Here is a 14,655-nt window from a genome sequence, read left to right on the forward strand (position 1 = left end):
AGACAAGACGGCGCCCGTCGGATGCGTACCATGAACGCTCATCAAACCAAGGATCACCTCCGTCATCCAATGACCGGGCGGCATTGGAGATCTCTTTGTGAGGCACCGAATAAGATGTCTCGACACGTGCACAGTCCTTACGTCGACAGTATTCTTCCCGCAGATCGGCTTGCTCTGTATCCCTGTGAAGAGCTCTGAGCTCTCAAGCTAACGGCTTCCCTACAGCGTCTTCAAATACTCGAGAAGCGCGCGCCGGTCCGTATCGCTCAGTTCCGGACCGATGACCCCAGGCGGCAGCCTCCTGATATCAGTTTCGTTGCCCTCAAACGAATGCCCGCGATTGCTGTTGCCAAGCAACGAAACATTGAAGTCCGTCAGGCCGGCCGCGCCGGCGTCGTTCGCTCGCGCTTTCGTAACAAGCCCGACATTGACAGGATCAAACTTGCGGCTACCAACGCAGAAAGAGCTTGGCCGCCGGCCCTGCGGCAATAGCATGTCCTTCAGCGTCGGCACGGACCCATTGTGCAGATATGGGGCCGTTGCCCAAACACCGTCCAGCGGGCGCGCTCGGTATTGAGGTTCAAGGGCAAGGACATCTTTATCCTTGCCGTTACGGCTGACCCGCGCTCCAAGGTATACCCGTGGGTTTTGGCAGTTCTTCCTCGGCCCCCACATCTGCTGCTTGGCTTGTTCGGAAGAGTTGTTGGCGACGTTCCATTGATCGATCGTCTTGCCCACCACGTCCATCAGGGCTAGCACAAAAAGCGGGTCGGCCGCCCGATCGGCCGAAAGGCCGCAGCCCCAGGCTTTATTCAGGTCATCGATCGGATTGAGGCCGAGTGCTTCGGGTAGGTGAACGCGCCGCGTCGTCAGGACGTTGGATTGTTGATGGTCAGTGCCGATGACATTCACCGGTAGCTGAGCGACGTTGAAGTAGCGGCGTCCGCCGATCTCCACCCAATTCTTCTCGCCCTTGGCCGATCGATCCGGGTTCTCCGGCTTCCAGAAGGAATCTTCCGGCCACTTTGCGTCGAACGCGGGATCATTGACCGGTCCTCGGTGGCATTCAAAACAATGCGAGCGATAAAGATCCCGACCTTTCTCAACGAGTGTTTCGTCAATAGACCAGGCGGGATCGCCTTTGAACCTGTCCTGTGCGTCCTTCCATCGTGGCGCGACAAGCCCGTTGAATTTCCTGCCGCTCGCCTCCGCGGATGAGAAGGGATCGGTCCCGCGCAAAAGCTCCTCGAAGCGCGCAATGTCCGACAGATGGATAGATGATTCAAAAAGCGGCCGGCCCGGTGCGGGTGCCCGCATATTGATTTTCGCGCTGACGCCGAGCGCTTCGCCAGAATTGCGAACAAGCTCGTTGAGGACAGAGGCGTCGTACTGCGCCCACAGGAAGTACGGCGTGTCCCAGATCGGCGGAAAGCTCACCGGAGCATCGTTACGCGCGAAGTTGCCCTTGAGAAGCGGATCGGAGAGCTCTCCGGTCACAGGATCAAGAAAACTGGTATAGAAGACCTGGTTGCCGATCCTGTTCAAGGCATCCAGTCGGCCGAACCCCTCATCGAGATCCGCAACACCTTGACCCGCCAAAAGGCCATCGCTTGCAGTCTTTTGAGCCTTGATCTTCTGGAGTGCCAGCTCCAGATCACTTCGCAGCTTCTTGCGGTCGATGCGACCTTCAATGCTTTCCAGCCGGTTGGCGAAGCGTTCAAACCGCCACGGCAGGATCAGCGTGTAGCCAATCGATAGTCCAATGACCCGTTCCACCTCACCGAGATTGACCATCGCTGGTCCACCATCGAAGCGAATGCTGACGTTCTTGTACTCGAGATGACCGGTATGACAGGCGGCGCAGGTTAATCCGATCTGATCTTCGTAGAAGGCTCCCGTTGCCGGATCGATGCCCCCTTTCAGAATTGCGAAACCTACCGGCAAGGGTTGTCGGGCATGCTCGCCGTCCAAGTGGAGCCTGTCCCCTTCGCATCCTCGCGGTAGCCGTATGCAGGTGAGCTCGCATCAAAGTCCTTTGAGCTTGGACTTGGGATGAAGCCAAGGCGTCGCAGATACTCATTGTCGGTCAAGCTCGTGTAATGGATCGATAGCTCGGGACGCTCGAGAGCCAGGAACCAGCGATAGGGCACGGGAATGGTCGCCGTGCCCTGGGAGGTGTGGTGAAACCAATAACGCTGCCGTGAACTCCAGTTCTGGGGCAGCCAATACGCGCTATCAATCTTCGACGGCGCCGGCAGCGTCGCTGGCAGCAGCTGGGCAACCAGATTTGCGTCATTCTTGACCTTGAGCGCCGTATCGCGAAGCCTCTCCGGTACAAAGTACGCCATGCCGGCGACCAGTACCGCCACCACGAATACGATCGCGACCAAGAGACCGATGGCGTGCGGCAACCGCCTCAGCCGGCCACCTACCCAAGACCTGAACGAACGTGCCCCCATGGCAATCCTCCCTCATTTCAAATAGCGCGCGTCGCTCTGCGAGCGCGCCGGACAATGACCGTCCTTACTTGTTCAGCAATTGGCTATTGATGAAGGAGACGACGTCGGCGGTCTCCGCTGCTGCGCGTCGGGTGATGGTCGCGGCCGCAGGACCACCATGCAAGAACGAGGGAAACCAACCGAAATTACGAACATTCCAGTCTTCTTTCGGGAGAACCGCCCGGTTCACACCGGATACCGCGAAACCTTGCATTTTCCTTTTGAGCGGCTGCGCGGTCTCGGTATGACAGCTCACGCAATCCGTATTGAAGAAATGGCTCTTCTTCGTATCCGCAACGACGTTGACGATCTCGAGCACGCGGCTATTGGGAACGTTGCCATCGATGAAATCGGCTGTGGAGACGCCCTTACGGTTGGAAATCGGCAAAGGAGGATTCTGCAGCGCCGCGTGGCGGCAGGTCACTAGATTCTGATTATTCGTGACCGGCCGCGGGACGACATGCGTGTCGCCGACGATGCTGAACATCTGCGCAGCATGCAGGCCATCAAGGGTCGGGCCCGGCACTGGTATCAGCCCGGCCTGCGGCACCCTTAGCATCGAAACGAACACCCAGGGTTCGGGCGGCGAAATGCCCATGACAGCCATGGTGTTGAGGCGCTGCGGCGAGAGATGCTTCTCCAGCATGGCTTTGACCGCATCACGAAACGGCTTTGCAGATGAACCGACCAGCCCGGGGTGCACGTTCATGTCGCCGACAGTCGAGATCTTGACATTGCCGAACTTTCCGGCCGCAAGTTGATCGCGCAGAGCCGCAACGTCCCGAATGATCGCCTTGAAAGTTGCGTCGTCAGGCTTGAAGCGAGGGAATGGCGCACAGCCCTCGAGCGGTGGATCGGGATCGAGATTGAAGCTGAAGATCAGGTGGCCGGCAGTGTCATGGACCTTGAATCCGTCCGGGCCATTGGTCACGGGTTGGATGATCAGCCGGATTTGCGGCTGCCGTCCAAACTGGGCGATGACATCAGGGGATAGGCCCGGTGCTCCCGGATCGATCCGAATGCCCGCAACGAACCAGGCATCGATCTTTTTGACGGCATCCGGCAGATGGATGTGGCGCGCGCCGGAGTCCGGCACGCCTTCGCGTTCGGGATTTTCGGCGTTTGCGATAAAGCGCGCGAAATCCTCATCGGACAACAACCGGTGCGCGGCCCCAGCCGGACCGGCAAGGTCGGAAACCGCAATCAAATTGACGAGGTCTGCAGGCGCCTTGGGGGAAGGAAACAGGATGGACACGTCGTTGGCCGAAAGTGGCTTCGATGGCGGCTGGGCCTCTGCTGTTGCTGGTCCCAAAGCACCGGCGAAGATCAGCCCCGCTGCGAACAGATTTGTAAGCACCCACCCAAGCATCGAGCGGCGGATTTCACCTTTCGCCATCGTCGGCAATTCCCTTCTAAGATTGAAAACTCGAGGTCCGATTGAGAGACAGCCGTCTTCAGCGACATAAGCTGGCGTATTTTGGTGGGCAGCCGCGTTGAGGACGTTCACTCGAAAGACGTTCACTCGCTGCCGTAAAACTTGCTTTGCAATGTCTTGAGTTGAGTAGGATGCAAAGCCTCATCTATGCAGTTGAAAAACATCTGGCTTCTTGCATTGACACGCTCCCGATCAAGGGGGCCATGCTCCATGTCTGTTTGCAGCCCGCGCACGGCGATCCAGTCGTTCGACGGATCCTTGAGCAGCTCAAACAATGTTCCATTCTGATAGGGGTGAAGCCGAAAATGAGCGAAGGCCACCTTGGCTGAGATCTTCGCATCACGCAGTGCGTCGGGGAGCGCGAGGAGATCAAGCGCTTCTAGATCGCCGATATCTTGTATTTGGCTCTGTGCTTCCTGATATTGCTCCCGCCCCACCGGTTGATACATGCCTCGTGGGCGAAACAGCCAACCATCGTCCGTCCCCGTCTGGTTTCCGAACGGGTTGCCCTCGTAACCAAAGACAAAATTCGCCAATTCCTTGGGATGATTGAGCAATGTCTCGATCGCAATAGGCGGCTTATTCGCCGCCACCAGATCAGCGTTGTTTTTGGCGATGCGGTCGCGCCATTTGCGCGGCAATTGCGAGACCGCGCTGTAAGAGAAATTCTCGCTGCTGCGGGTAAAATCAGCGCTGTCGTAGGAGATTGCTCCCAGTATATAGGCAAGGATCCGCGGCTCGGTTTCTGCGACGCGATCCCATTCCTGCAACAATGCCTTGACCTGCTCGGCCTGAAAATACGCCATATAACTCTTCCGATATGGCGGCAGGGGCGCCGGAGCCGGCGAATGGTCTTTGATCGATGCCGCGAGCTGGTGCTCGTATGCGGCAACTTGGTCGCGGTACTTCTGATAGCCGCGCTCCTGCAACCACTTCCTCTCGTAACAGGCAAGTAGCGGCTGCGGCTTGATCTTTGGAGCGGGCCTGTACTCTTTGCTCAATTCATCGGCGTAAGCAGCTTGGGCGAGCTTAGCATCTCTGAGCGCTTCAAAGGCGGATGCGACGGATCCGTTCAAGAGATGAAACAATTTCACCTGCAGGCAATCAGCGTTGCTCTGCTTGGTCCGGGATTGATCGAAATCATCCCTTGGCACGCAATCCCAAAAGCGACCGCTGCTCAGCGAGATGATATCGTCGGTTTGCTGAGATAGGGTCCAACCAAGCGGCAGGCTGTAAAACAAGCCGGTTATTTCGGTGCGGCCGAATGTCGGAAAGCGCTGTACACTCGCAGCTAGGTCATTTTCCTGCGCGCGATCGATCGTGGTTGCGTGATTGAGTGCGACATAGGTCCGCGAGGTACGCGTGCTCAGCAGCGCGCGCACCGGCTCCATGAGCTCACCGAACATGAAGGACCCATGATCTTCGAACTGGCCGCTCACCAGCGACAAAAGATAGATCCGGAACTTTGGCGCATCGGAGGTGCCCTTGATGCTGTTGAGCCGCTCGATCAGATCGAGAGCAGTCTCGATTCCGGAGTTCTCGACATATCCGCCGTCCACCAGGCGTGCCTGTCGATTGGCGGTAATAAAGTCGTTCTTTAACGGAACCGTCGCCGCCGGCGTCACCCATGGAAAGCGCGCGCTGGTAAACGCCGCCGCGCTGAGCGGAATATGGAGGGAGCGGCTTGTGACGGTTTGATCGGGTCCAGTGCCGGCGCGATCAAGCGTTGCGAGAATGCACAGGTCTTTGTCTTTCGCGTGCAGCGGGTCGATATCGAAGGGGGAGATCACAACGCGCTTGCCGCTTCCGGCATCCGTCGTATTCAACAGCAGCGCGGGCATATTGTTGTCTGGCGCCCAATGTGACTGAAAATCGGCCTTCAGCAGGTTGGACTGTGCGCCGGCCCCCTTCTGGTTCCTGAGCGTTCGGTCTGTCGCATTTTCCAGCGTGTATTCCAGAAAGCGCGCGCGGTCGAAACTTGGAATCGCGAACGGAGAGAACAGCTGGGTGAAGTCGGTAAAAAGAAAGCCGGCGACCAACGGCGAGAGAAAATCCGTTTCCAACACGCTTGCTACGCGCTGTTCTACCGGCCCGGAAGCATCGATGTCCTCGGCGCGACCGACGCCGGCGAGGAAGTCTGCGATCTTGGGGCATGTCTTTGCGTCGGGAGCAATCGCATCAAGTGGCGCATTGTCGGCATGAAGCGCAGCCGCGAAAATTGCCGAGCCGACGCTTCCCCCAGAGACACCGCTGATCGCAAACAGATGCTGCCGAAACGCCGGACAGAGATCTTGCATTCTGGCAAGAAAGCGGGCCGCGTTGTTGGCCGCATAGATGCCACCGCCCTGGGCCGCCACAATGAACACGGGATATTCGCCAAGCCTCTTGGCCTCGGCGACCCGCGGTTTTTGCACAATCCATTCGCGAAATGCTTCGACCGCAGAGATGCGAGGTTTGTCTTCCGGCTGGCCGGCTGCAATATCGACTGTGCGCAGGCCGTGATCGTCACTTCCAAATAGGGACGCAACCAGGAATAGGCCACCGAACACAACCGGTATAAACGGGAAATTGAGCCTGATTGTCAGCAGCGCAAAGTGGGTGGAGAGAGCAACCACGCACATCGTAAAAAGAGCGATCACGCCAAACGAGCCGACGAATTGCGCAAGCCTATCGGGAAGCAGAAGGAAGCCAGCCGTCAATAGCGCGATGCCGGCGATCGTGAGCGCAAGAAATCTATAGCGGATGAAATAGGCATTGTTCGCCCTGCTCGCGAGCTCGGTGGCCCGATCTCTTGCTCCCATCCGCCAGGCAAATACGACAAATGCGGCTAGCAGAATCAACATGGCAAGGGCCAGGATGAGCAGTAGGTTGCGCTCGAAGGCAAGCGCCTGAGCCTGGATGCGGAAGATGCTTCCGACTTCCTCGACCTCACCGATCTTTTGAGCCGGCCGCGAGTCGAGTTGACCTGCGGTCGCAGCCAGTATGGGCAATGCGCCGAGGATTACGGGCGCAAGTCTTATATACAGGGCCAACCGGCCTGTCGCGCGCGGCATGCGAGCTATTGTTGCAGCGGTGAGCTGAAACGCAGCCGCCCAAATCGTTATCGCAATCACGCCAATGGCGATGAACTCTTTGACAGTTGTCCAGCCAATGTCGTCGGCGCCGATTCGGTAGAGCTCCTGAATCTGATCTGGTAGGTAGAGCAGAACGGAAATGGCGACCGAGAGAACGATGATCCATCGCAGATTGCGCAATAATGTGAACAATTGCTCGCGCACAGTCATCGCTCGTTCCCTAATACTGTCTACAGAAGATAGTCCTGAGCAAATATTGGCTTTAATCCCAAACACACGGCCGAACTCTCACCGAACGCGAACGCTTAAAGAGAGCTCGCCGCGCGCAATGCAAAAATAGATCCGCTATCGGAAAGCGGGTTTAACGCCATAAACTTAACCTGCAGTAGTGGAGCGATTTATCGAATATTCCGCTAGACGGTCAAGAGATTTTCGGTGCGGATGAGACGAAATGGAGCGCTCGATGTTTTTCATCTCGCTCCAGCCCACTTGCGCACTTTTTCCCCACTCATTCGACTGAGACGCAAAGAAGGCGCACGGCGCCGCCGCACTTCTTCCTGCTATCGCCGGTCGCATTCATCGATCGGTTCATTGATCGATGCGGCTTGACGTTGACGAGAGCTCGGACGCTTTAAGACCTAGCCTTTTGAAGCCGACTTTGAGCAGGAGGACAAGAGCTTGCCCGCGACGAGACTGCAGACGCGCTCAAACCGGCCCTAGCATCAATGATCGTGCGCTGACGCCAAGCGTTCACACCGATCTAGGCCGATCAGTTCGCCATACCCAGCGATTGAGCCCACTCCGTGAATGCATACGTGATGACCTCGCCCTGGTCCACACCACCTCGCTCTTGAACAGAAAGGTGCCCCATCAACACCGGAGCGCTCGATCGGTACAAGTCGAGGATTCCGCGAACCGACAACGCAAGCCCCGCCCCGGCAACTGTCATTTGCCACCAGAAACAGCCGGACGTTAACAAAGCAGCAGCGCTTCAGATCGCCCTTTGTAGGGCACGGCGCGCAAAGAGCGGCGCCAACTAGATGCCTCGTCCAGGATAAGCTCGGTTTGGTGTGATCAGACATGCCTCCTTCATTCCGGCCGGAACCATGGACCTAAGTGCCCGGTCGTAGCTGCATAAGCACGCAGGCATTGACCAGCGAGTCAGCGATCAAGGTTTTCTTTTTGCGCCCAAAGATCCCGCACTTCATACCCTCGCTGGTTGGACCTCTCTGTGCGTGCCCCGCGTATCGCCGCACGCTAACATCGCTGACGATCGGCGGCGGGATTGTTTTGTCCGATTCGGACAATCATCTGGACATCAGACCACCGATCGATAAGTAAGAGTCGCATCAGTCATTTGCGTCTTTGAACAAAACTTGCATCGATCATCGATGCCTTGTGAGAGTATACTCAAAAGTCTAGCGGGCTTGTGCGTCGGCTATCAACCCGGCGAATTTCAGAACGCGGAATCATATTCGGGCAGTCACGGCTTTGGACATCACCGACGAGCAGTGGCGGGAGAACGCTTTCAGCATTCCCGCCAATCTGAGAGCTGTGCCTCGCAGCGAGGACGACGACGGTTTGCGACACGCCATGCTCATCGTCTGGGCCGCGCTCGCCAAGGCATCGGCCACGATCAAACATTTATACTCGCTTGTCCCGGAATCGATGATCCTCGAGTTCGCTGCGACGCTCGACATGCAAGCGCCGGACTATGGTCTGTCATTCGACGGCACGGAGACCTACGAGGAAATCGTGATGCGGCTCGGCGGTTGTCTTCGCGCCATGGAGCGTGAATACACCGAACAGGATCTGGGCTCGAGGCCGACTGATCCAGCCAGGTGGCTCGTCGAACACGCAGGGCATTGCGCTTATCTCATCCCCATGGGGCGCTTAGCGTGGAAGGAGATAAAGACCCCTCCCCAGGATATGCGCAACTTCGACCAACGCGGGCTGCTGCGTGTCCGGTTCGTCCCAGCTGTCGTCGACGGCGCGACGGTTCAGATCGTGAAAGCCGACCGGATGGCCAGGAAGTCGTGGACATTCGGCGCCGTATTGTTTCCTGATCCCACCTTCGACTGCGATGAAACACCGACGAGGTTCTTCGTCAGAGCGGTTACCATCCCTCATGGCGAAACCATTATTTCCGATGCGTGCAAGGCGGCTCACACCGAACTCTGTCTGACCACCGTGTTTCCGGAACTCATGATCGACCCGCAATCACGTCGTCTCATCGAAACTCAACTTGTCGAGAAGCCTTGGCTTGCCGAGGGTGAAATGCCGGACGCACCTGGCATCGTGGTCGCAGGCTCATGGCATGAAGTGGAGCACGGCCAGCGATACAACATCGCTACGATCTACGACGGTCACGGCGTGCAAATTGCTCGGCACAAGAAGCGCATGGCCTACAAGGACGCTGAAGGCCGCGTGGAAGACATTCGGCACGGGACCGAGCTTGTTGTCGTGGTCCTGGAGGAAGCCCTTTTCGGCTTCGGGATCTGTCTCGATTTCTGCAATAGGTGTTATCATACCCCTTATGGATGGCTAGATGTTGACTTCGCAATCGTCCCGTCCTGCGGCAACGAGGTCACCATGGACGGACACATCCGGACCGCCAAGGATTTGGACAATGAGCGAAAAACCCGCAGTTTTGTGGTCCAACAGGCCTATCCCCCACTGGGTCAGGCTGCCGGGTTTGTCCTGAACCCGGACGGGAACTCATCGCGCTGGGCGGCAGAAGAGCTTCTGACAGGCGCGCCCTGGAGCGTTTTCCGCGGCGAAACGTTACATGACCGTTGACTTGGCGTTAAAGCAAGCCAATGTAAAGCGTACCAAAACGAGTTCCACGCCCCCTTTCTCAGCTGGTCTAATGTCCGCCACCGACCGCAAGGCCTTCGAAATATCGCTCGATCGGATTGGGCGAGGCGATGCGACGCCGGCCGAAGCGGCCGCCGCGATCCGAAAAGCGCTAACCAGCGAACCCTCTCTGACAGAGCGGGTCTATGATGTGCTGCGCGACGTCACGTGGCGCACACTGACCTCGCGCTCCTTCGGCCACGAGCTTTCGCAATGGTTTGAGGTGGTGCGACACGCTTCGGCACTTGCCGCCAGCAGAAATGCCGGCGGGATGTCGGAGAGAATGCGCGCCTTTGCCGACCTGATCTCGCAGTCAGCGAGATTTGCTGAGCTCCAACCATTGGAAGAGGTGCTCAGTCGAAAGCACACCAAGTCGCTTCTGAGCGCCATCGCAGGCGCCGGTAAGGCCGTCAGCAATATCGCACTGATGAGCATTCTCGGCCTTCGAGAGTCCAACCTTTCGAGGGTGACCGGTGCCCTGCAGGGAACAGGGCTGATTGAGCGATCCTCGTCGGGAAAGGAAGCAAGCTTCGCGCTGACTGACCTCGGTCGTCGCGTCGCGAGAAAACTCGACATCGCCGTCAATGATCCAGCCACAGATCGCGAATGGTGGCATCAAGCGCCCTATCCGTTGGCGATCTGGACGGCGAGCGGCGAGCCTGTCGGTGCGAATGCCGCGTTCTATCGACTGACCCGTTCAAAGGAGCCTCATGTCCTTCCATCGCTTGCCGACTGGAAAATGACAATCGCGAAGATGTCGCGCAATGAGCTAATGACATCCAACGATACTTGGCGGCTTCAAATCGACGACACGACGTGGCTCCAATTCACCGAAGCGGTTATGCCGGATGGCGGCCTGTGCCTCCTTGGATCAGACGTGTCCGTGGCGATGAAAGCGCGGAGCGAAGCCGAACACGCGCTCAAGATCGTGAAGGAAGCCGAGGCGCGGGTCCGACGGGAGCTCGCGGATACGCAAGATCGCCTGGTCGCCTACCAGTCCGCAAACTCGCATGTTAGAGACGAGATCATGAGCGTTGCCGCGCGATCGAACCGACGCGTGCGCGACACGATAGACGTTTGGGCACACACCGCGGAGAATCAAATCGTGCCACGCGAACTGCAGGCGGTGGAGAAGGATCTCGGTGCAATGCAGGTCGCAGTGCGCAACCTCATGGGGCCCATTGACGTCGTCGCAGCAGGAAGGTCCGCTTCCGGCTGGATCGACCCGAACAGGGTCGTGATGGAAGCTATGAACACGGCAAGACACCTCGACCCGAGTATCCATGCGACCGCATCGTTCGGCAAAGTTCCAAAAATTCGTGTTGCGGAGTCCTTGCGCATGGTCCTCAGTCACATGGTCATCATAGGCACTCGTCATGGCGCATACGATTTTCATGGCACATTGAAAGGATCCAACCTGGTCACAACGGTACGCGTCAAAAGCCCCGAGGAGCACGCGAAGCGCACGCCGTTCGAGGCGGTGTCGAGTTCCGGTCTTGGCTATTGTCGTTCAATTGTAGAAACCAACGGCGGAGCTTTCGAAGTACGGGAAGCCGGTTCGGGATCTGACACTATGATCGTCTTTTCTTGGCCTGTAGAGGGGACGATGACCCATCACGGAGGCAAGATAAAGTTCGGAGCAACGGCCAAGACGATCAAATTGCGCAAGCGCTCTGTTCGCGGAGACATCGATTAGCCGCTGAGGCTGCGGCTCGATGATTGGCTTGAGCCTGCAATTTACCGGACCACGCCTTCAGGTCATCCAATCCATTGAGCTCATCTTTCTTCAACTCAATGAATGCCCTTCTCGAGCTAGCCAGGCTTGACGAAATACCCTCGTTGCGCTCCTCATAATGAGATGCATGCACGATACGAGATCGTTTCACTGTGGATCATTGCTCCAAGTTTCGCCTGACGAGCACTCGCTCCAGCGCGGAGACTTCGTCTAACTCCCGGATGGGAAGAGCGGAATAGCCGCAGCGATGGATCGTGCAGAAAAAGTCCGCCATCGGCACGCTGCCAGCTACCTAAATACCAAGTTCGATTTCCACTCGTCTGTCCACAAGGCGTTCACGTCCTTGTCAAAAGCTGAATGGATGAACGTGACGATATCCCTATAGCGTTGGCTGGTGTGTGAGACATGGCCTTTGTTCGAAAAGACATATGTATGCGCCGCGACCGCTGAGAGGAAGCGGTTCAAGTCGGCGCGCGGACTGGAGTGTTCTTTTGGAAACCACAGATGATGTGGCCATTTCAGATAGCCTGCAGACAGCGATCCCGGCGGCAGGGCAAGAAGCATCGTCCTCATCGTGCTTGCGCTTATATCGTCGGTCAAAAGCCAGCTCGTCCCCCTGTTCACGAGTTTGACAACGATCCCAGCATCGTTCGGCTCCTTGCCATCCGACACATGATGCAGGGTGATTGTCGTGTCGTTGCCGGGATAAAGCGTGAAGGTCTCAACTCCATCTCTTTCGACTACATTCTCCAGATTGATCCAAGGCGTTACGCCGTCGCGAACGAAGTGGCCGATTGAATCTGTCGACTGGTTGTTGTATCCCGCGCTCTTCAAGCGTTTTTGTAGATTGGCAATAACCCCATCGTCCGCCAAGTCTTGCATGGATTTGCCGACTAGAATCTCATCAATGCGGAACCCAGCATCGATGAGAGCGTCAAGCCCGCCGATATGGTCCTGATGCGAATGAGTGATGATCAATTTGATCTGCGGCTTCTCATTCCTGTAGTTCCGAACGAGAAACTTCCTCAATTGCTGGACGATGTCGCGGCTTCGTCCGGTATCGACTATGACGATGGATCCATCCTCCAGCTTAATCACGCCTGCATCGCCATTTCCGTCCAGCTCGAGTATGGAGACGTCGGTCGAGCGCTCTCCTGCCTTCGCTCTCTGCACGATCTCAACATCGGGCCTTTTGCCCGGCTTCCCTGTCGGCATTCGGACAGAACTTGCCGCGAGCCGCAATCTCGCGTTAACGAGGTTTTGAGCCTCGGCGCCGGCCGCGCTGAGCAACTCGTCCAGAGCGCCATCACTTCCGTCTGTGATGAATACGGCGGGACCGAAGCTTGACACGAAACGGTCCCCGAATTCCCCTCGCGGTATCTTCCTTGTATTTAGCTTTCCATGATCATCGAACCACTGGAAACAAATATGAGTATCGTTGCTCGACACCTTCACCTTGCGCGATTTACCAAATTCGTCAGCGTAGAGATGCAGTTGACGAGCCAAAGCCTGCAGCGGAACAATCGATACGGCTGCAGCTTGTTCGTTGCGAACGAATAGCCTGCCGCCAAAAAGGCCTGCGGCTGCATCCTCCCGATCCAATTCAGCCGCGCATTGCAAGTCCTGCAGAAGATCGTATTCAACCTGGCCGCTTGCCACATCAAGCGGATTGAATCGCTGATAGGCTGCGATCCGAAGCGCCTTTGCGAAAGGCTGACCGCCCTGTGTCCGGATGGCGTAAAACGACCGCAAAATGCCGGGCCCCGAGGCGAGACCGACCTCGCTCTCAGCAGAAAATATTCGAGAAGGTTGAAGCGCCCGAGCGCGATCCAGAGCCATCAGTCTGTTGACGCTTGCAAGCATCGAAAGAGTTTCGGGCTGATCGATGTCATTCGGCAAAGCGATTTCCGTGCCGATATCAGACATCACTCGCGAAAGCTGCTCTCCCTCAGAAGCTGGAACATTGCCGCCCTTCGCGAACGTTATCCAGTCGCCGCGATCGCGCGCCTTCAACACGCCGCCTCGGGGCGCAAAATCCGCTGCCACCAGGCGGTCAACTGCGGCCCGAACTACAGGCAAGTTCACTTTGGCGCCCGCCACGTCCGCACCGGACGATTGGTTTCCGAAGAAGCGCCACTCCAGCCCCTGCCTCACGTTCTCAATCCTATCGAGAGTCTCGTATGGATCTGGCGCCGATGCGACGACCGTCCTCATTACATCGAAGGTGCTGGAGACCCTCAGAACTCCTTCATTCCCCCTCCACTCCTGGGAGGCCTTGGCAACATCGTTGGCGTCGGTCCCTGCAATCGCCAAGCCCTGGACGTGGACCGCGTAGTCGTAACGACCATCAAGCGGGGTGATCGCAATTCTTATTGCAGATCCCTCTTTGCCCGCACCGTCTTGCCCCGAGACAGAGACCCAGGGCATTGGTCCCGAAATGGCATCGGCAAATGGCTTCTCTGCGATGAGCCGGCCCTTTTCGTACCGTTGAATTCGGACGTCACCACTGAACGCCGTGATCGGGTGACCGCTGTTTGGTGCCGACCGCCCCTTGTCGATGCAGTAGGCGGGCATGCTGAAGGTCGAACGTCCGTCGCTATTGGCCGTGCGGTCCAGCCGCAGGTGCCCCGACGGGAGGTCGCCGCCTCCGCCACCCCCAATCCAATAGCTGCCGACCGGCAGCCTCATTCGTTGCGGCAGGTCGTCCGCGGATGCTGAGGTGCCTAAGAGCGGCAACGCTACAAGGATGGACAGAAACACCGCAAGTGACCCGAAACGGGCCGTGATCCGACCGAGCATATGGATTTCCTGAATCGAGATAACCGACAAAATGGCTTAGTTTATGCTAGGTTGTGATGTACGCAAAAACAACCCTTGAACTGAATGTAATCGACTGAGGGTTACGCAGTCGCCACTCATCCGATGCTGGATTGCCATGGCCCGCGGTAGCAGGTTAGTGTGGCAGCGGCACTCTCCTCTGTTCTTTGGCCTCTACGACGCGACAGCCGACCAAGGCTTCTGGAATGCTCCAATCTGGAACGAGCCAAGGCTAAGTCG

Annotated in this window: 7 protein-coding genes; 2 read left to right on the top strand and 5 right to left on the bottom strand. The window is 57.3% G+C overall.

Going from position 1 to position 14,655, the window contains the following annotated elements:
* Positions 1 to 219: 219 nt before the first annotated feature.
* The 4 genes from AKL29_RS00200 to AKL29_RS00210 form a co-directional block, all read right to left on the bottom strand.
* Positions 220 to 1,971, bottom strand: a complete 1,752-nt coding sequence (locus tag AKL29_RS00200) for a di-heme-cytochrome C peroxidase (RefSeq protein WP_244481641.1) — start codon at positions 1,969 to 1,971, stop codon at positions 220 to 222.
* Positions 1,935 to 2,411, bottom strand: a complete 477-nt coding sequence (locus tag AKL29_RS44050; RefSeq protein ID WP_244481642.1) for a hypothetical protein — start codon at positions 2,409 to 2,411, stop codon at positions 1,935 to 1,937. The genes AKL29_RS00200 and AKL29_RS44050 overlap by 37 nt, the downstream gene beginning before the upstream one ends.
* Before the next feature lie 112 nt (positions 2,412 to 2,523).
* Positions 2,524 to 3,894, bottom strand: a complete 1,371-nt coding sequence (locus tag AKL29_RS00205) for a hypothetical protein (protein WP_244481643.1) — start codon at positions 3,892 to 3,894, stop codon at positions 2,524 to 2,526.
* Between the two features lie 122 nt (positions 3,895 to 4,016).
* On the bottom strand, positions 4,017 to 7,217 hold the full coding sequence (locus AKL29_RS00210; protein ID WP_244481644.1) for a hypothetical protein: 3,201 nt from the start codon (positions 7,215 to 7,217) through the stop codon (positions 4,017 to 4,019).
* A gap of 1,281 nt (positions 7,218 to 8,498) precedes the next feature.
* On the opposite strand from AKL29_RS00210, the gene AKL29_RS00220 reads away from it, so the two are divergent.
* Positions 8,499 to 9,806 (top strand): carbon-nitrogen hydrolase family protein, encoded by a 1,308-nt coding sequence (locus AKL29_RS00220; RefSeq protein ID WP_050382190.1) that lies wholly within the window; start codon positions 8,499 to 8,501, stop codon positions 9,804 to 9,806.
* Entirely contained in the window at positions 9,796 to 11,559 is a 1,764-nt protein-coding gene (locus tag AKL29_RS00225; protein ID WP_152977365.1) for a hypothetical protein, read from the top strand. The genes AKL29_RS00220 and AKL29_RS00225 overlap by 11 nt, the downstream gene beginning before the upstream one ends.
* A 327-nt stretch (positions 11,560 to 11,886) precedes the next feature.
* Here the strand turns inward: AKL29_RS00225 and AKL29_RS00230 are convergent, their stop codons facing one another.
* Positions 11,887 to 14,397 carry a ComEC/Rec2 family competence protein gene (locus tag AKL29_RS00230; protein ID WP_050382195.1) on the bottom strand — a complete coding sequence of 837 codons (2,511 nt, stop codon included), beginning with the start codon at positions 14,395 to 14,397 and terminating at the stop codon, positions 11,887 to 11,889.
* Positions 14,398 to 14,655: the final 258 nt, after the last annotated feature.

It is taken from the genome of Bradyrhizobium pachyrhizi (genome assembly GCF_001189245.1).
Classification (GTDB): Bacteria; Pseudomonadota; Alphaproteobacteria; order Rhizobiales; family Xanthobacteraceae; genus Bradyrhizobium; species Bradyrhizobium pachyrhizi.

What these genes read in the sequence shown, in the direction of transcription:
- AKL29_RS00210 (WP_244481644.1), bottom strand. Translation starts at nt 7,217, where the DNA reads ATGACTGTGCGCGAGCAATTGTTCACATTATTGCGCAATCTGCGATGG.
- AKL29_RS00205 (WP_244481643.1), bottom strand. Translation starts at nt 3,894, where the DNA reads ATGGCGAAAGGTGAAATCCGCCGCTCGATGCTTGGGTGGGTGCTTACA.
- AKL29_RS00225 (WP_152977365.1), top strand. Translation starts at nt 9,796, where the DNA reads ATGACCGTTGACTTGGCGTTAAAGCAAGCCAATGTAAAGCGTACCAAA.
- AKL29_RS00230 (WP_050382195.1), bottom strand. Translation starts at nt 14,397, where the DNA reads ATGCTCGGTCGGATCACGGCCCGTTTCGGGTCACTTGCGGTGTTTCTG.